This window comes from Actinomadura sp. ATCC 39365, assembly GCF_054392275.1.
Window position 1 is genome coordinate 7,580,079 of sequence record NZ_CP184335.1, and the last position, 18,032, is coordinate 7,598,110.

Consider the following 18,032-nt stretch of genomic DNA (forward strand, 5'->3'; position numbering starts at 1 on the left):
CGCTCCCGGCCCCCGCCTCCGGACGCGTTTGCCGGAGCGGTGGCCGGGTGGTCTACCGTCTGATGGTGCTCGCCTCACATCATGTCCCCCGTCCGGCCGCGCCCGGCGGGGGCGCGCCATGAGAAACCTGCGGCTGACGGGCGCCTTCCTGTCCCGGTTCCACCACCCGGCGCAGGTCATCGCGACCGGGTTCGCGGCCCTCATCCTGACCGGCACGGCCCTGCTGACCTCGCCCATGGCCACGGCCACCGGCGAGTCGGCCGGCTGGCTGACCGCGCTGTTCACCGCGACGTCCGCGGTCTGCGTGACCGGTCTGGTGGTGGTGGACACCGCCACCCACTGGTCGGTGGCCGGGGAGGTGGTGATCGCCATGCTGGTCCAGGTGGGCGGGCTGGGCATCATGACGATGGCCACGCTGTTCACCGTCCTGGTCGCGGGCCGGCTGGGGCTGCGCGCCCGCATGTTCGCCCAGGCCGAGACCAAGACGCTGAGCATGTCCGACGTCCGGCGCGTGGTGCGCAACGTGGTCATCTTCAGCCTCGTCTCCGAGCTGATCGTCGGCGCCGTGCTCACCGCGCGCTTCGTCACGGGCTACGGCGAGCCGCTGGGCCGGGCGATGTACCTGGGCTGGTTCCACGCGGTGTCGGCGTTCAACAACGCCGGGTTCGCGCTGTGGTCGGACAACCTGATGAGCTTCGTCACCGACGCGTGGATCTGCCTGCCGATCGCGGTCGCGGTGATCGTGGGCGGGCTGGGCTTCCCGGTGGTGTTCGAGCTGGCCCGCGCCTGGCGCCGGCCCAGCCGGTGGTCGGTGCTCACCCGGGTCACCGTCGGGGTGACGCTCGTCCTGCTCGCGGTGGGGACGCTGGTCTTCCTGGTGACCGAGTGGCGCAACCCCAGGACGCTCGGCGGGCTCGACGACTCCGGCAAGTTGCTGGCCGCGTTCTTCACCGGGGTCATGCCGCGGTCGGGCGGGTTCAACAGCCTCGACATCGGCCAGCTCTACCCGAGCAGCCTGCTCGCCACCGACCTGCTGATGTTCATCGGCGGCGGCAGCGCCGGCACGGCGGGCGGCATCAAGGTCACCACGTTCGGGCTGCTGGCGTTCATCATCTGGGCCGAGCTGCGGGGCGAGCCCCGGGTGAACATCGGCCACCGGCGCCTGGCCGAGTCCGCGCAGCGCCAGGTCATCTCGATCACCATGATCGGCGTCGTGCTGGTCGCCGTCTCCACCTACCTGCTGCTCGCCATCACGCCCCACAGCCTGGACCAGGTGCTGTTCGAGGTGGTCTCGGCGTTCGGCACGAACGGGCTGTCCACCGGCATCACCGCCGACACCACGCCCGCCGGGCACCTGCTGCTGGCGGTGCTGATGTTCATCGGGCGCATCGGCCCGCTCACGCTGGGTTCCGCGCTCGCCCTGAAGGAGCGCACCCGTCGCTACGAACTACCCGAGGAACGTGTCATCGTTGGCTGACAAGAAGACAGATCCCGTCGTGGTCATCGGCCTGGGCCGGTTCGGCACCTCGCTCGCCCTGGAGCTCACCCGGCGCGGCACCGAGGTCCTGGCCATCGACAACCGGCCCAAGGTCGCCCAGAGCCTGGCCGGGCAGATCACCCACATCGCCACCGCCGACTCCACGGACCTGGAGACGCTGCGCCAGCTCGGCGTGCCCGACTTCTACCGGGCGGTGGTGGCCATCGGCGGCGACCTGGAGGCCAGCATCCTGACGACGTCGCTGCTGATCGAGCTGGAGATCGACGACATCTGGGCCAAGGCCGTCAGCCGCCAGCACGGCCGGATCCTGGGGCGCATCGGCGCCCATCACGTCGTCTTCCCCGAGCACGACATGGGCGAGCGGGTGGCCCACATGGTGACCGGCCGGATGCTGGACTTCATGCAGGTGGACGAGAACTTCGCGATGGCCAAGACCCGGCCGCCCAAGGAGTACATCGGGGTCCCGCTCGGCCGTTCCAACCTGCGCCGCAAGTACGGCGTCACCGTGGTGGCGGTCAAGAGCGTGGAGGAGGAGTTCACCTACGCCGGTTCCGACACCGAGCTGGCGTACGGCGACGTGATCATCGTCTCCGGCCGCACCGAGGACGTCGAGCGCTTCGCCGACCTCACCTAGCCGGGCGGTCGACGGGGGCAGTCGTCGGGGGGCGGTCGTCGGCGGGGCCCAACGGGGCGGGCCGATGTTGGCCGGTGCGACAGGCCCGTCCGCGTCGTGGTTCACCATGATGGGCGGTCCGTCCGACCGGAGGCAGCCACCATGACACCACGCCGTACCATGTCCGACCGGGCCCGCGAGGCCGCGATGATCGCCGACATCGAGCGGCTCGTACGCTGCGAGTCGCCGTCCGGTGACCTGGCCGCGGTCGCCCGCAGCGCCACGGCCGTCGCCGAGCTGGGCGCCGCCCTTCTGGGGGCCGAGGCCGAGCGCGTCGTCATCGACGGGTGCACCCACCTGCGGTGGCGGTTCGGCGGCGAGCCCCGGGTGCTGCTGCTCGGCCACCACGACACGGTGTGGCCGGTCGGCTCGCTGGAGCGGCACCCGTTCGAGGTGCGCGACGGGGTGCTGCGCGGGCCGGGCTGCTTCGACATGAAGGCCGGGCTGGTGATGGCGTTCCACGCGCTGGCGGCGCTGGACGACCTGGACGGCGTGACCGTCCTGGTCACCGGCGACGAGGAGCCCGGGTCCCCCACCTCGCGGCGGCTGGTCGAGGACGAGGCGCGCGGCTGCGCGGCGGCGCTGGTCCTGGAGGCCGCCGGCCCCGGCGGGGCGCTCAAGACCGAGCGCAAGGGCGTCTCCCGGTACGAGGTGCTGGTGCGGGGCCGGGCCGCGCACGCCGGGCTGGAGCCGGAACGCGGCGTGAACGCGACGGTCGAGGTGACCCACCAGATCGCGGCCGTGGCGGCGCTGGCCGATCCCGCGCTGGGCACGACCGTCACCCCGACCCGCCTGGAGTCGGGCACCACGGCCAACACCGTGCCCGCGCGGGCCCGCTTCGACGTGGACGTACGGGTCAGGGACGCCGGCGAGCAGGACCGGGTGGACGCGGCGATGCGCGGGCTGCGGCCGGTGCTGCCCGGCGCGGGCGTCACGGCCGGCGGCGGGCCGAACCGGCCGCCGCTCCCGGCGTCGGCGTCGAAGGACCTGTTCGAGCGGGCGTGCCGGCTCGCCGGCGCCCTCGGGATCGGGCCACTGGCCTCGGTCGCCGTGGGCGGGGCCTCCGACGGCAACTTCACCGCCGGGGTCGGCACACCCACCCTGGACGGCCTGGGCGCGGTCGGCGGCGGCGCGCACGCCGACGACGAGCACGTGCTGGTCGCGGAGCTGCCCGGCCGCACCCGGCTGCTGACGGCCCTGGTCGCCGACCTGCTGACCGCGCAGCGGTGACCACCCCGCGGAAGGGCGACCCGGGACGCGGTTGTCCGGGCGGACGAACGGGGCGCCGCCGCCCGGTGCTCGCCGACCAGCTACGGGACGAAGGCGGCTGCGACCATGACCGGCGTGACTGATCTCATCCGTGACCGTCGCGACTCCCGGCCCGTCGAGGCCGCGTGCGCCGCGGCCCAGGCCGCCGCCGACGGCGCGGGCATCGACATCCGCCCCCTGGACAGCGTCGGCGAGCTGGAAGCCGTCCGCCGCCTGTACGAGCACATCTGGCGCACCGGTGAGAACAACCCCCCGGTGACGGCCGACATGCTGCGCGCGTTGTCGAAGGCGGGCAGCTACGTGAGCGGCGCCTTCGACGGCGACCGGATGGTGGGCGCCTGCTTCGGCTTCTTCTCCCCTCCGGCGCGCGCCGCCCTGCACAGTCACATCGCCGGCGTGCTGGCGGGCATGCAGGGCCGCAACGTCGGGTTCGCCATGAAGCTGCACCAGCGGGCCTGGGCCATGCTGCGCGGCGTCGGCGAGATCTGCTGGACCTACGACCCGCTGGTACGCCGCAACGCCTACTTCAACCTGGCCAAGCTGGGCGCGGACCCCGCCGAGTACCTGCCGGACTTCTACGGCCCCATGGACGACGACATCAACCGCGCCGACGCCACCGACCGCGTCCTGGTCCGCTGGCGGCTGGAGACGCCCGCCGTCGAGGCGGCCTGCGCGGGCCGGCCGCTCGTGGCGGACGCGGCGGCGGCGCGGGCGGCGGGCGCGGCCGTGGCGCTGGAGACGTCGGCGGCGGGCGGGCCGCTGGTCCGGTACGCCGGGACGCCCACCGTCCTGGTCGGCGTGCCCGGCGACGTCGAGGCGATGCGCGAGAGCGACCCGGCCCGCGCCGCCGACTGGCGCGGGGCGCTGCGGGACGTGCTGGGCGAGCTGCTCGAAGGCGGCGGCCGGGTGCGGGGCTTCGACCGGACAGGCTGGTACATCGTGGACAGACAGGAGACGGAGTGAAGATCACCGGTGTGGAGGTCCGCACGGTCGAGATGCCGCTCGTGACGCCGTTCCGCACGTCGTTCGGCACCGAGACGGTACGCCGGGCGGTGCTGGTGCGCGTCGTCACCGGCGAGGCCGAGGGCTGGGGCGAGTGCGGCGCGGGCACGGCGCCCCTGTACTCCTCGGAGTACACCGACGCCGCGGCCGACGTGCTGACCCGGTTCCTGGTCCCGGCGCTGGCCGGCGTGGCGGACCTGGACGCGCACAAGGTCGCCCCGGCGCTGGCGGCGTTCAAGGGGCACCGGATGGCCAAGGCCGCCCTGGAGACGGCCGTCCTGGACGCGGACCTGCGCGCCCGCGGCGTCCCGCTGGCCCACGCGCTCGGGGCGGTGCGCGACAGCGTGCCGTGCGGGGTGTCGGTGGGCATCACCGGGTCGATCCCCGCGCTGCTCGACGCCGTCGCCGAGTACCTGGACGCGGGCTACCTGCGGATCAAGCTGAAGATCGAGCCCGGCTGGGACGTCGAGCCGGTCCGGGCCGTGCGCGAACGGTTCGGCGACATCCCGCTCCAGGTGGACGCCAACACCGCGTACGGGCGCGGCGACGCCCGGCACCTGGCGGAGCTGGACCCGTTCGGCCTGCTGCTGATCGAGCAGCCGTTCGCGCAGGACGACCTGCTCGGGCACGCCCGGCTGGCCGAGCGCGTCACGACGCCGATCTGCCTGGACGAGTCGATCGTCTCGGCCCGCGCCGCCGCCGACGCGATCGCGCTCGGGGCCTGCCAGGTGGTGAACATCAAGCCGGGCCGGGTGGGCGGCCATCTGGAGGCCAGGCGCATCCACGACGTGTGCGCCGCGCACGACGTCCCGGTGTGGTGCGGCGGCATGCTGGAGACCGGCGTGGGGCGGGCCGCCAACGTGGCGCTGGCCGCGCTGCCCGGGTTCCTGCTGCCGGGCGACACCTCGGCCTCCGACCGCTACTACCGGACCGACCTGACGCCGCCGTTCCGCCTGGTGGACGGCCACCTCGCCGTGCCGACCGGCCCGGGGATCGGCGTCGCCCCGATCCCGGAGGTGCTGGAGGAGGTCACCGTCGCCAGGGCGTGGGTGCCGATGCCGTCCTGACCGATTGGTCCGTTCCGACAGATCCACCGGCGGCATTTCGTCGTCACGGACGAACGACACGCCACCGGGGCGGCGCTAGCTTCGGAGGCGTGCTTGTCCCCGTGACCGGCCTCCCGCGTGCCAGCCTGGGCCGCGTCCTGGAGGAACTCGGTACCACCCTGCTCCATGTCGTCTGCGGCGACGCCGGGCTCGCCCAGGACATCGGCGGCGTCGTCATCCACGACCCGCTCGACGAGCCCGAACTGCCCGCCGACGCGCTGGTCCTCGGCGTCGGCCTGCACGACCCGGCCGAGATCGCGCAGGTCGTGACCCGGCTCGGGCGGCACGGCGCCGCCGCGCTGGTCGTCCGCGCGCCCGTCGTCGCCGACGAACGGCTGGTCGCGGCGGCGGGCCGGGCGGGCGTGGCGGTGCTGGCCTTCGCCCGCGGCGCGTCCTGGACGCACCTGGCGGGCATGCTGCGCGAGCTGACCTCCGACGGCGGCCGGCTCGGCCCCGACGCCCACGCCTCGGGCCGGATCGGGTCCGGCGACCTGTTCGCCGTGGCCAACGCCATCGCCGCGCTGCTCGACGCACCCGTCACCATCGAGGACCGCCACTCGCGGCTGCTGGCCTTCTCCAGCCGCCAGGAGGACACCGACACCTCCCGCGTGCGGACGATCCTGGGCCGCCAGGTCCCCGAGCAGTACACCCGCATCCTGGAGGAACGCGGCGTCTTCCAGGCGATCTACCGCAGCGACCGGCCCGTCTTCGTGGCGCCCCTGCCCGACCCCGAGGGCAGGCAGCCGCCCGCGCTGCCCCGGGTGGCGATCGCGGTGCGCGCCGGCGACGAGATCCTGGGCACGATCTGGGTCGTCGTCCCCGAGCCGCTGGGCGAGGAGCGCAGCCAGGCGCTCTACGAGGCGTCCAAGCTGGTCGCGATGCACATGGTGTGGCAGCGCGCCGACGCCGACATGGAACGGCGGCTGCGGGCCGAGCTGCTGGGCACCGCGCTGGAGAGCGGGCCCGGCTCCCTGGAGGCCGCCCGCCGCCTCGGGCTGAAGGACGAGCCCGCGGTCGTCCTGGCGCTCACCGTCGTCGGCCCGGCGGGCGAGAGCCCGCTGCCCGCCCAGCTCGCCGCCGAGCGCAAGCGGCTCGCCGACGCCTTCGCCATGCACCTGTCGGCCGTGCACCCGCGGGCCGCCGCGGCGCTGGTCGGCGACGTCGCCTACGGCATCCTGCCGCTGCCGCAGAACCGGCAGGACGCCGACGAGCGCGCGGTCCTGGTGGCCACCGAGTTCCTGGCCCGCGTCGGCTCCCGCCTGCGCCCGCTGGTCGGGGTGGGCCGGCCGGCCGGGGACAACTCGGCCCTGGCCCACTCGCGTTCGGGCGCCGACCGGGCGCTGCGCGTGCTGCGCTCGGGCGCCGCCGGGCGGCAGGTGGCCCGCCTGGACGACGTGCACGTGGACGCGCTGCTGCTGGAGCTGGCCGACCTCGTGCCCCGCGGCGACGTCCCCAGCGGGCCGATCGCCCGGATCGTCGCCTACGACAAGGAGCACCAGACGAGCCTGGTCGAGACGCTGGACGCCTGGCTCGACGCCTTCGGCGACGTCTCGGTGGCCGCCGCCGCGATGTTCGTGCATCCCAACACGTTCCGCTACCGGCTGCGGCGCGCGGCCGAGGTGGGCCGGATCGACCTCGGCTCCCCGGACGCGCGCCTGTCGGCCATGCTGCAGCTGCGCCTGATGTCGATCAGGTCCGCGCCGGACGACTGACCGCGCCGCGCAGGCCGAGCGTGCCGATGAGGAAGGCCAGCCATTCGGCGTCCTGGGCCACCGCCACGTCATGGGGGGTGGCCGCGCCGTGCCCGGCGTCGTCGAAGACGTGCAGCAGGACGGGCTCGTCCCCCTGCTGGGCCGCCTGGAGGCGGGCGGCGAACTTGCGCGCGTGCCAGGGACGGCACCGCGGGTCGGCCGCCCCCGCCTGGAGGTAGACCGCGGGGAAGACGCCGGGGCGCACCAGCTCGTACGGCGACATCCGGAGCAGCCGCCGGACCTCCTCGGGGTCGTCCGGGTCCGCCCACGCCTTGCGGATGACGAAGTCGAGGTACGGGTCGCGGATGCCGCCGATCAGGTCCAGCAGCGGCGCCCGCGGCAGGACGGCCCGCCACAGCTCGGGCCGGCTGGTGACGGCGACCCCGCACATGAGCCCGCCGTCGGAGCCGCCGGTCAGCGCGAGCCGGTCGGCGGCCGTCACGCCCTCGGCGATCAGGTGCTCGGCGACGGCCACGAGGTCGGAGTCGCGGACGTGCCGCCGCTCCCGGTGCGCGGCCCGGTACCAGTCCCCGCCGAACTCGCCGCCCCCGCGCAGGTACGCCTGCACCAGCACGCCCCCGGCGGCGACGAAGGCGGCCAGGTCGGGCTGGTACTGGGGAAGCAGCGGCACGTTGGCCGCCCCGTACGCCGAGACGAGCACCGGCGCGGGCCGCGCCGGGTCGAGACCGGCCGGGCGCACCACGTGGTACGGCACCGCGACCCCGTCGGCCGCCACCGCCTGCCCCTCCGCCACCTCGGCGTCGAGCGTGACCGCCGGGGCCGACAGGGTGTGCGGCGCGCTCTGGCCGGGCCGGTGCCGGTAGACGCCCCAGGAGCTGGTCAGCGTGGAGAAGGCGAAGACGAAGTCGGCCGCGGGCATGCCGGTGGCCAGGGCGGTCAGGGCGAAGAAGGGGGCGGCGAGCGCGCCCCGGCCGGGCAGCGGCACCTCGCCGGCGACGGCGCCCGCGCGGTCGAGGATCCGGACCCGGGCGAACGTCCGGTCGAACTCGCTGAGGTACAGGTGCTCGCCGACCGGCGTGAGCGAGCGCAGCACGGTGCCGCCCTCGGGGACCAGCTCGGCCCATCCCGACGGGTCGTCCGGGTCGGCGGCGTCGAGCGGGATGGCGACCACCCGGCCGCGCGGGGCGCCGACGTCGGTCACCGCCAGGTAGCGGTCGCCGACGACGTGGCCGGCGACCGTGCCGGCGCAGCGGGTGACGAAGGGCCGCCACGCCGACCCGGGCACGGACAGGTCGCGGACGGCGCACGGGATCGGGCTGCCCACCCGGTGCGCGGCCACGGCCCAGCGGCCGTCCGGGGAGAACTGGACGAGCGTGTACTCCCGCGAGCCCGCCGGGACCGGGATCGGCTCCACGACGGTCTCCCCCGGCGTCCCGAGGCGGTGGGTGAACACCGCCTGCCGGAACTCCTCCGGCGGGCCGGTGAGCGCGAGGAAGGAGAAGCCGCCGCTGTCGGGCGTCCAGGAGACGCCGCCGGCCCACGCGCTGTGCAGGACCTGGCCGGGCGCGTCGAGCGTGCGGCCGGTGTCCACCTCGACGAGCCGGATGGTGTTGTGCTCGCTGCCGTCGGTGCACACGCCGAGGGCCAGGACGCGGCCGTCCGGGGAGGGCGCCAGCCAGGACAGCACCGCGCCCTCCGTGCCGCCGAACTCGGCCAGGTCGGCCACCGTCCTGCCGGGGCCGTAGGGCTCGTCGGCGACGACCACGGCGGTGGCCGTCGCGCCGGGCGGGGTGACCGGGCGGAACCAGCGGCCGGCCGCGTACCTGGGCAGGGCCGGGCGGGATCCGGTGTCGAAGGCCAGGATCAGGTCCCGGACGGCCGCCGGGTCCTGCCCGTCGTAGGCGACGGCGGCGGCCAGCTCGGCCTGCCGCCGCTGCCACCGCCGCACCTCGGGCGTCTCCTCCTCCAGCCACCGGTACGGATCGGGCACGCGGACGCCCGCGACGTCCTGGACGACCTCGACGGTGCGCGCGGGCGGATAGGGAAGGGTCACGACGACTCCGGCGGTTCGGGATGGGCGGGTTGGGCGGGCCGGGCGGCGGCGAACTCGGCCTGGAGCCGTTCGAAAGCGCCGGGGACCCGGCTGACCCGGCGGACGTGGATGAGGGCGTCGTAGGCGGCCGGGAAGTCGTCCACCGGGTCGAGGCCGCCGCTCGCAAGCGTGCCGTCGATCCCGTCGAACAGCTCGGCCGGCGCGCGGCGCAGGTCGACGACGGCCACGGGCGGGCCGAGGCGGTCCAGCGGCGCCTCGACGCAGTTCGGCGGCAGGGTGCGCGCCTCCAGCGAGACGTCGCAGTCGAACGGGCGCGGGGAGCGCTGCGTGAAGCGGACCTCCGGGCCGGAGCCGTAGGTCGTGCCGACGACCACCAGGCCGTCTCCCAGGGACGCCGCGAGCAGGCCGCCCAGCGTCGGCCGGCCGTGGAAGGGCGAGCGCCGGACGTGGGAGTTGTGGGCGCTGACGACGATCCGCTCCTCCCGTTCGAGCACCCATTCCACGGTCTCGGCCATGAACCGTTCCCGAGGATAGGGCGCGCCCGCCGGCACGGCCTCCCCCGCCTCGGCCTCGTCGGCGAACGCCTGCAGGGAGGCCGCGCACCGGCGCAGCACCGGGTCCTGCGATCGGAGCGCGCGCCCGGCCAGCTCGCGCAGCCCCGCGATCAGGCGGGCGCGGCCGGCCGCGGGCATGGCCGCGTACCGGACCGCCGCCTCGGTACGGCCGCCCAGGTCGCTCAGGATCAGCAGCTCCTCGTCGCCCGGCCCGGCCGGCATGCGGTCCAGGCACGCGCGCACCGCCGGGCCGGGCGAGGTGGACGAGCCGGGCAGGTCCATGCCGTAGAAGGAGACCTGCGCCGGGCCCGCCGAGTTGCGGCGGCGCATCCAGCGCAGCTGCCGCCGCATCGGCTCGCACTCGCCGAACCGGTAGGTGATGCCGTCGCGGGCGACGACCGCGGCCTCCCCGGCCCGCCGTGGACCCAGGCGTCCACGGCCAGCCCGTCGGCGAAGCCGGACTCCATCACGAACGCCGAGAACCCCAGCTCGCGGACGAGGATGCGGAACAGCCGGTCCTTGAGCCGGTAGAACTCGGTGACGTTGTGCGCTCCCTCGCCGACGGCCACCACGCGGGCGTCGCCGACCAGCTCGCGCAGCGTGGCGGCGTCCGGGACGGCGGCGGCGGCCGGGTCGAGGTGGCGCAGCGGCCGGGCGAAGGCGTCCCGCGTCATGCGTGGAAGTACCAGAGCTCGGGCGTGTACAGGTAGCTGAGCAGGGCCCGGAACGACGACTGCGGGCCGGACAGCGTGTCCTTCCACACGACCAGGGTGTGCGGGGTCGGGAAGAACAACACGGGCAGTTCCTGGGCGATCTTGCTCACCTCGGCCGACAGGGCCCCGGCGTCGGCGCCGAAGGTCGAGGCGTCGATGAGCTTGTCCACCTCGTCGTCGCGGTAGCCGCCCAGGTTGAAGCTGCCCTCGGCGTTGAACACCGTGTTGCTGCTGGGGTAACCGGCCGCCAGGTAGAGGGGCCCGTAGTCCTGCATCGCCCACTCGTTCTTGTTCGCAGGCGCGAAGGTGTTGCCGTAGTTGGCGTACATGTAGGTGAGGGACTTGGTGACGATCTTGACCTCGACGCCGAGCTTCTTGGCCGCCGAGGCGAAGGCGACGTCCCGGGCGCCGACGTAGGCGGGGGTGTTCGCGGAGGCCAGGGTGAAGCTGATCTTCTGGCCGCGCGGGATGCCGGCGCCGCACTCGCCCGGCCCGGTGCCGGGCCGCACGCAGGTGGTGGAGCCGTTCGGGACCACCTGCCAGCCGTTGTCGGTGAGCAGCTTGGCCGCCGCCGCCGGGTCGTGCGGGTACGGCGGCGCGTCCCCGAACGCCGGCGGGTACGGCGAGCCGCTGCCCGCGGTGCTGTAGTTGGGCGAGCCGGCGCCGTTGTAGATGCCCCGCCCGGCGATGTAGCCCGGCTGGTCGATCAGGCGCTGGAGAGCCTGCCGGACGTACGGCTGCGCGATGATCTTGTCGAAGCCGTTCACGGTGTTGCCGAAGTTGATGGTCAGCGAGTCGAAGCGGGCGGGCGCGGGCGCGCCGTAGACGTTGAACCCCTTGGCCTTCAGCGCGCCGATCTGCGTGATGAAGCTGGAGTCCAGCGTGCCGACGGTCAGGTTCCCCGCCTTGAACTGGTTGAGCACCGCGGCGGCCGAGGTGAACGCCTTGAAGTCGACCTGGTCGAGCCGCGAGTCGCCGGGCCCGCTGTAGGACTCGTTGCGCGCCAGCGAGAACGAGCCGGTCGTCGGGTCGAAGCTCTTGAGCCGGTACGGGCCGTTGACCACCTGCCACAGCGGGTTCGTGGCGAACGTGGACTGCGACTCCGACTCCTTGGTGAGGTACTTGTAGATCGCCGTGGCGTTCTTCGGCTTGGTGTAGTCGAGGTGCGGGCCGCCCGCGCGGTCGATGTCCCACGCCTTGGACGGCATCACGTACAGCAGCGTCAGCATCGACATCAGGTACGACGGGTTGTACGCGGTCTCCAGTTCGAGGGTCAGCGTGTCGGGCGCGGCGGCCTTGGCGGTGACCCCGTCGGGGAACTGGCCCGGGGTGTAGAAGCTCCAGTTGGCCGGGCTCTCTGCGAGCGCCGCCTTGAGCAGGGTCAGGGAGAAGACGACGTCACCGGCGGTGACCGGGTTGCCGTCGGACCACTTGTAGTCCTTCATCTTGATGGTGACGGTCTTGCGGTCGGGGCTGTAGGCGGGCGGCTCGGCCAGGCTCAGCTCGGCGTCGGCCACCTGGTCGCCCTCGCCGCTGGGCCGGTAGAGGGAGCGCCACATCAGGCCGCGGGCGATGACGGTCCCGTTGGCGGCGGCCGGCGGGTAGGGGTAGATGTAGTTCGGGCTGAGGCCGGGGGTCAGCGCGACGGTGGCCGTGCCGCCGTCCTTGGGCTTGCCCGACTGCGCCGGCTGGCTGGCGTACCCCGCGGCGGGGTCCTTCGCGGCGCCCCCTCCGCCGGTGCACGCTGTGGCGAGCACCGCCACCGCGGCGGCGAGCGCCACCGCCAGGCGTGCTCGCTGCTTTCCGGACACGTGCGTCATTGCAGGCTCCCTACATGTGGGGGTGGAGACATCAGTCGGCGTTCATCAGTCGGCCTTCATCAGTCGGCGTTCATCAGTCGGCCCGGCGCCCGACGGCGTCACGCAGGGCGTCGGCGAGCAGGTTGAGCGCCAGCACCGTCAGGACGATGCAGCCCCCGACCGGGTAGATCAGCCACCAGTAGTCGGCCGAGATGAAGGCGACGCCGCCGGCGAGCTGGCTGCCCCAGTCCTCGGTCGGGTACGTCAGCCCGAACCCGAGGAAGCCCAGCGCCGCCACGACCAGGATCGCGTCGGCGACCTGGAACGTGATGTTGACGATGATCACGCCGAGCGCGTTCGGGATCAGGTGGGTCAGGATGAGCCGCCGGCGCGAGGCGCCCATCACCCGCGCGGCCAGCACGAACTCCCGCACCCGCAGCGTCAGCACCTCGCCGCGGACCAGCCGGGCGGAGACCAGCCAGGAGAACCCGCCGATGACCAGGCTCAGCGACAGCGCGTCGGCGTGGAAGCGGGCCGACAGGATCAGGACGAAGAACAGGAACGGCACCGAGAGCATGACGTCGACCAGCCGCATGAGGAACCCGTCCACCACGCCTCCGGCCAGGCCGGCGACCGCGCCGTACAGGGTGCCGATCGCGGTGGCGAACAGGGCGGCGAGCAGGCCGATCTGCAGCGACAGGCGACCGCCGGCCATCAGCCGGCCGAGCACGTCGAAGCCGTTGGCGTCCGTGCCGAGCGGATGGCCCGGACCGGGCGGCAGGGCCGCGTTGACCAGGTCCACGTCGATCTGGTTGGTGCGGTAGAGCAGCGGCCCGAGGAAGCAGAACCCGGCGATCAGCAGCAGGAGCAGGCCGCCGGCCAGGCCGAGCGGGCTGCGCCGGAGCCCGCGCAGCACCGAGCGCCGGTCCCGCGCCGGGACGGTCTCGGCCTCGGGCCGGGCCTCCACGTTCTGTGTGGTCATTTCGTCAGCTCGATTCGGCGGTCGGCGGCGGCGACCACGAGGTCGGCGACGAAGTTGCCGGCCACGGTCAGGACGCCCCCGACGAGGGTGTAGGCGAGCAGCACCGGATAGTCCTCGCGTTGCAGGCTGTTGAGGAACAGCAGGCCGAGGCCGGGATAGTTGAACAGCGACTCGACGATCAGGTTGCCCGCCAGGAGCGTGGGGATGAGCGTGCCGACCAGGGTGACCAGCGGCAGGCAGGCGTTGCGCAGCAGGTGGCGCAGCAGGATCAGCCGCTCGGGCAGCCCCTTGGCCCGCGCCACCCGGATGTAGTCCTGGCCGAGCTGGTCCAGGGCCGAGGAGCGCTGGTACTGCGCGAAGACCGCGACGCTCGCCGCGGCGAGCGTGATGACCGGCAGCGCCATGGCCCGCGGATCGGTGAGCACGACCCAGGGCGAGTGCGACTGGGACGCCTCGGCCGGGAAGATCGGCAGCGCCTGGCTGAAGACGGCGATGAGGATCAGCCCGAGCAGGAACGACGGCGTCGCGTAGAGCACGTACGAGACCGCCGTGAGGAGCCGGTCGGCGACGCTGTTGCGCCTGACCGCCTGCAGCACGCCGAGCGGCACGGCGATCACCAGCGCCAGCGCCAGGCCGGCGGCCGAGAGCATCGCGCTGCGGCCGGCGTTCTGCCCGAGCAGGGTGGCCACGTTCTCGTTCAGCTTGTACGACCTGCCCAGGTCTCCCCGGGCGAGCTGGCCCAGGTAGCCGACGTACTGGGTGAGGACCGGGCGGTCGTACCCGTGCTGCCGGTTGAAGTCGGCGACCGCCTCGGGCGAGGCGCGCTGCCCCAGGACCACCCGCCCCGGGCTGTCCGAGACGAGGTGCAGCAGCAGGAAGACCACCGCGGAGATGCCGAGCAGGACGACGACCGAGATCGCCAGGCGCCGGACGACGTACCAGGTCATGACCGGGAGGCTCCCTTCAGGGGGTGGCCGCGGGTTCGAGCGGCTGGAGCGGGTGGTGGCAGGCGACCTGGTGGCTGCCGGTGACCGGCCGCGGGAGGGGTTCGGCCTGCGCGCACAGGTCGTCGGCCAGGGCGCAGCGGGTGCGGAAGCGGCAGCCGCTGGGCGGGTCGATCGGGCTCGGCAGCTCGCCGCGTACCCGCTCGCCGCGCGGCTGCCGGGCCTGCGGGTCCGCGTCGGGGACGGCGGCCAGCAGGCCGGCGGTGTAGGGGTGGGCGGGAGCGCCGTACACCTCGTCGGTGGTACCGGTCTCGACCAGTTTGCCCAGGTACATGACGCCGACCCGGTCGGCCAGGTACCGCACGACGGCGAGGTCGTGCGAGATCACCACGCTGCTGAGACCGCGTTCGAGCTGGACGGCGCGCATGAGGTTGAGCACCTGGGAGCGGATGGAGACGTCGAGGGCGCTGACCGGCTCGTCGGCGACCAGCACCGCCGGGTCCAGGGCCAGGGCGCGGGCCAGGTTCACCCGCTGCCGCTGCCCGCCGGACAGCTCGTGGGGGTAGCGTTCCATGACGCCCGCGGGAAGGCCGACGTCCCGCAGCAGCTCGCGGGCGCGGGCCGTGCGGTGGGCGCGGTCGCCCGCGCCCTGGATCGCCAGGGGCTCGCGCAGGATCGTGCCGATGCGCATGCGGGGGTCGAGGGCGGCGCCGGAGTCCTGGAACATCATCTGCAGCCGGCTCCGGCGCGGGCCGAGCGCCCGCGCGCCCATCCGGCTGATCGGCTCGCCGTCGAAGACCACCTCGCCGGAGGTGGGACGGTCGAGGGCGACGAGCATCCTGCCCAGGGTGGACTTCCCGCACCCCGACTCGCCGACCAGCCCGAACGTCTCCCCCGCCGCCACCTCGAAGCTCACGCCGGAGACCGCCTTGAGGGTGCGGCGCGCGCCGAACAGGCCCCTGCCGCCGACCGGGTACTCGCGCCTGAGGTCGACGACGCGCAGCCGCGGCGCGCGCTCAGGGGACGCCGGAGGCTCCACCGGGCGGGTGCGGAAGCGGGTCTGGACCCGGTCGGCCGGTCCGGCGGCCGGGTGGTGGCAGGCGTGGACGTGCCCGCCGTCCTCCGCCGTGGGGGCCGGACGCTCCTCGTGGCACCGGTCGGTGGCGGCCTCGCAGCGCGGCGCGAACGGGCAGCCGGGCCCGGCCGCGGTCAGGTCGGGCGGCGCGCCGGGGATGCTGAACAGCCGCTCGTCCCTGTCGTGGGTGAGCGAGGGGATCGAGGCCAGCAGCGCGTGCGTGTAGCGGTGCCGGGTCCGGGCGAAGAGCACGGGGGTGGGGGCGGTCTCGGCCAGGCGGCCGGCGTACATGACGCCGACGCGGTCGGCGTGCCGGGCGATGACCCCCATGTCGTGGGTGATGAGGATCATCGACATGCCGAGCCGGGAGCGCAGGCCGTCCAGGAGGTCGAGGATCTCGGCCTGGATGGTGACGTCCAGCGCCGTGGTGGGCTCGTCGGCGATGACGACCCGCGGCTCGCAGGCCAGCGCCATCGCGATCATCACGCGCTGCCGCATGCCGCCGGAGAGCTGGTGCGGGTAGTCGTCCATGCGCTCGGCCGGGCGGGGCAGGCCGACCAGGGCGAGCACCTCGGCGGCGCGTTCGCGGGCGGCCCGCCTGGAGGCGCCCTTGTGCAGCCGTACCGGCTCGGCGACCTGCTCACCGATGCGCCGGGTCGGGTTGAGCGCCGTCAGCGAGTCCTGGAACACCATCGCGATCTCGTTGCCGCGCAGGGCCCGGTAGCGCGCGGCGGGCAGGCCGACCAGCTCCTCGCCGCCGAAGTCGATCGAGCCGCCGGTCACCCGGCCGCCGGCCGGCAGCATGCCCATGATCGCGAGACCGGTCATGGACTTGCCGGACCCGGTCTCGCCGACGATCCCCAGGGTCTCGCCGCGGTTCAGCACCAGACTGACGTCCGAGACCGGGCGGACGACCCTGTCGCCGCGCCGGATCTCGACCGACAGATCCCGGATCGCCAGCACGCGATCGCTCTCCAAATCCATCCGACGATAGTGGGACCCGCGTCCCCGGCGGTGTTCGTCGCGGACATCGAACGTTGGGGCCGGGGTTCGTCCGGGCGTACCAACTGATCAGCACTGATCAGCGCGGTGCGGAGACCGGGGGCGGGCATGAGAACGGCCCGCCGGCGCTGTGCGCGGGCGGGCCGTTCTCGCGGGGTCAGCCGGACGTGCGGCGGTCGGCGCGGCCGTCGTGCAGGTAGAGGGCGCGGCCGGTCCCGTCGTCGCCGAGGAAGGCGATCGGGGCGTGCGCGCCGCGCTCTGGTTCCAGGGGGATCAGCACGTCGTCGCGCCAGGCGGCCAGCTCGGTGCGGTACGGCACCTCGTCCAGGTCGGCGGTGATCCCCACGGGCGTGCGCCGCAGCCACAGCCGCCCGGCCCCGTCCAGGGTCACCTCCGTCTCGCACGTGCTCGACGTGTACGTGCCGACGTACCGGACGGCGTTCGCGGGCGGGACGGGGGTCGGGCCGGGCGCCGGGGGCGCGGGCAGCTCGACCCCGCCCAGCTCGCCCAGCACGCGGCCGGCGATCTCGGCGAACACGGGCCGCGTCCGGCCGCCGTTGGCGACGACGACCACGGCCACGTCGCGCCCCGGCGCCACGCGCAGGCAGGCCGACTGGCCGACGGTGCTGCCGTCGTGGCCGAAGACCGTGCCGCCGGGCCGGTCGAAGAGCTCCCATCCCAGGCCCCATGCCGTGCCCTGGGCGAAGTCGGGCAGCGCGACCTGCGGCCGCCGCATCTCCGCGACGCTCTCCGCGCTCAGCACGCGGGCGCCGTCCGGGCCGGTGCCGCCGGCGAGGTGCATTCGGGCGAAGGCCAGCAGGTCACGCGGCCGCATCGCCAGCATCGACCCGGCGGGCGCGTTCGAGCGGGCCAGCGCCCACACCGGGGTCGGCTCGTACGGGCCGTCCGGCGTGCGCTGGACGTGGCCGACCGCCGTGCGGTGCACGATCGCCTCGTACGGGTCGCAGGCGGCGTGGGTCATGCCGAGCGGCGTGAACAGGTGGTCGCGCAGGCACGCGTCGAACGGTTTGCCCCGCACGACCTCGATGATCCGGCCCAGCACGCAGTAACCGGCGTTGTTGTAGGAGAACATCTCGCCGGGCTCGAACAGCTGCGGCACCTCGTGCAGGACGTCCAGGAACCGTTCGACGCAGTCGTCGCCCTTGCCGGTGTCGGTGAAGACGTCCCCCTCGAAGCCCGCGACGTGGCACATGAGCTGCCGCGTGGTGATCCGCCGGGCGGCCCGCTCGTCGCCGATCCGGAACGCCGGGAGGTGGGCGCGCACGGGCGCGTCCAGGTCGAGCCGCCCCTCGTCGGCCAGTTGCATGGCCAGCGTCGCGGTCAGCACCTTGGTGATCGAGCCGATCTGGAACAGGGAGCCGGGGGTCGCCTCGACACCCGTCGCCGTGCTCAGCGTCCCGGCCGCGACCTCGACCGTCCGCCCGTCCGCGTGGACCGCCACGGCGGCCCCGGGCACCTGGTTCTCGGCGAGCAGTCCCGCCAGCCGGTGACGCAGCCACGCATCGATCTCCTCCAGCTCCGGCACCGGTGTCCCCCCTGGTCGACTCCGCCCGACCCTAGAGCCGACGGGAACCGCCCGGTTCGTCCACTGCCACTATGCCTGGCCCGATTCTTCGTCGGCACGACCTA

13 protein-coding genes are annotated in these 18,032 nt (G+C 74.2%); 6 read left to right on the forward strand and 7 right to left on the reverse strand.

Annotated features, from left to right (window positions below; all coding sequences use genetic code 11):
• Positions 1–118: 118 nt before the first annotated feature.
• From ACNF49_RS37015 to ACNF49_RS37040, 6 genes are all read left to right on the forward strand, one after another.
• Entirely contained in the window at positions 119–1,477 is a 1,359-nt protein-coding gene (locus tag ACNF49_RS37015) for a TrkH family potassium uptake protein (RefSeq protein ID WP_482940497.1), read from the forward strand.
• Positions 1,470–2,132 (forward strand): potassium channel family protein, encoded by a 663-nt coding sequence (locus tag ACNF49_RS37020; protein WP_357968601.1) that lies wholly within the window; start codon positions 1,470–1,472, stop codon positions 2,130–2,132. Before ACNF49_RS37015 ends, ACNF49_RS37020 begins: the two co-directional genes overlap by 8 nt.
• Before the next feature lie 141 nt (positions 2,133–2,273).
• Positions 2,274–3,401, forward strand: a complete 1,128-nt coding sequence (locus tag ACNF49_RS37025; RefSeq protein ID WP_482940498.1) for a M20 family metallopeptidase — start codon at positions 2,274–2,276, stop codon at positions 3,399–3,401.
• A 114-nt stretch (positions 3,402–3,515) separates the two neighbouring features.
• The gene (locus tag ACNF49_RS37030; RefSeq protein ID WP_357968596.1) at positions 3,516–4,403 is read left to right on the forward strand and encodes a GNAT family N-acetyltransferase; all 888 of its coding nucleotides are present in this window, start codon (positions 3,516–3,518) and stop codon (positions 4,401–4,403) included.
• Positions 4,400–5,509 carry an o-succinylbenzoate synthase gene (menC, locus tag ACNF49_RS37035; protein WP_357968593.1) on the forward strand — a complete coding sequence of 370 codons (1,110 nt, stop codon included), beginning with the start codon at positions 4,400–4,402 and terminating at the stop codon, positions 5,507–5,509. The genes ACNF49_RS37030 and menC overlap by 4 nt, the downstream gene beginning before the upstream one ends.
• Positions 5,510–5,598: 89 nt before the next feature.
• Entirely contained in the window at positions 5,599–7,260 is a 1,662-nt protein-coding gene (locus ACNF49_RS37040; protein ID WP_482940499.1) for a PucR family transcriptional regulator, read from the forward strand.
• Here ACNF49_RS37040 and ACNF49_RS37045 read toward each other — a convergent pair.
• The 7 genes from ACNF49_RS37045 to ACNF49_RS37075 all read right to left on the reverse strand — a co-directional run bounded on the left by ACNF49_RS37045 (position 7,238) and on the right by ACNF49_RS37075 (position 17,928).
• Positions 7,238–9,313: a prolyl oligopeptidase family serine peptidase gene (locus ACNF49_RS37045; RefSeq protein WP_482940500.1), complete on the reverse strand. Its 2,076-nt coding sequence runs from the start codon at positions 9,311–9,313 to the stop codon at positions 7,238–7,240. The two genes, ACNF49_RS37040 and ACNF49_RS37045, sit on opposite strands and share 23 nt — an antisense overlap.
• Positions 9,310–10,296: an erythromycin esterase family protein gene (locus ACNF49_RS37050; RefSeq protein WP_482945637.1), complete on the reverse strand. Its 987-nt coding sequence runs from the start codon at positions 10,294–10,296 to the stop codon at positions 9,310–9,312. Before ACNF49_RS37050 ends, ACNF49_RS37045 begins: the two co-directional genes overlap by 4 nt.
• A 241-nt stretch (positions 10,297–10,537) precedes the next feature.
• On the reverse strand, positions 10,538–12,400 hold the full coding sequence (locus tag ACNF49_RS37055) for an ABC transporter substrate-binding protein (RefSeq protein ID WP_482940501.1): 1,863 nt from the start codon (positions 12,398–12,400) through the stop codon (positions 10,538–10,540).
• 73 nt (positions 12,401–12,473) lie between these two features.
• Positions 12,474–13,361 (reverse strand): ABC transporter permease, encoded by an 888-nt coding sequence (locus ACNF49_RS37060; RefSeq protein WP_482940502.1) that lies wholly within the window; start codon positions 13,359–13,361, stop codon positions 12,474–12,476.
• A complete protein-coding gene (locus tag ACNF49_RS37065; RefSeq protein ID WP_357968576.1) occupies positions 13,358–14,308 on the reverse strand; it encodes an ABC transporter permease in 951 nt (316 codons plus the stop codon). Before ACNF49_RS37065 ends, ACNF49_RS37060 begins: the two co-directional genes overlap by 4 nt.
• A gap of 16 nt (positions 14,309–14,324) precedes the next feature.
• Complete coding sequence (locus tag ACNF49_RS37070) at positions 14,325–16,364, reverse strand: dipeptide ABC transporter ATP-binding protein (protein WP_482940503.1); 2,040 nt, start codon at positions 16,362–16,364, stop codon at positions 14,325–14,327.
• Positions 16,365–16,539: 175 nt separating this feature from the next.
• On the reverse strand, positions 16,540–17,928 hold the full coding sequence (locus ACNF49_RS37075) for a serine hydrolase domain-containing protein (protein WP_482940504.1): 1,389 nt from the start codon (positions 17,926–17,928) through the stop codon (positions 16,540–16,542).
• Between the last annotated feature and the right edge of the window lie 104 nt (positions 17,929–18,032).

What these genes read in the sequence shown, in the direction of transcription:
- ACNF49_RS37060 (WP_482940502.1), bottom strand. Translation starts at nt 13,361, where the DNA reads ATGACCACACAGAACGTGGAGGCCCGGCCCGAGGCCGAGACCGTCCCG.
- ACNF49_RS37055 (WP_482940501.1), bottom strand. Translation starts at nt 12,400, where the DNA reads ATGACGCACGTGTCCGGAAAGCAGCGAGCACGCCTGGCGGTGGCGCTC.
- ACNF49_RS37065 (WP_357968576.1), bottom strand. Translation starts at nt 14,308, where the DNA reads ATGACCTGGTACGTCGTCCGGCGCCTGGCGATCTCGGTCGTCGTCCTG.
- ACNF49_RS37015 (WP_482940497.1), top strand. Translation starts at nt 119, where the DNA reads ATGAGAAACCTGCGGCTGACGGGCGCCTTCCTGTCCCGGTTCCACCAC.
- ACNF49_RS37070 (WP_482940503.1), bottom strand. Translation starts at nt 16,364, where the DNA reads ATGGATTTGGAGAGCGATCGCGTGCTGGCGATCCGGGATCTGTCGGTC.
- ACNF49_RS37025 (WP_482940498.1), top strand. Translation starts at nt 2,274, where the DNA reads ATGACACCACGCCGTACCATGTCCGACCGGGCCCGCGAGGCCGCGATG.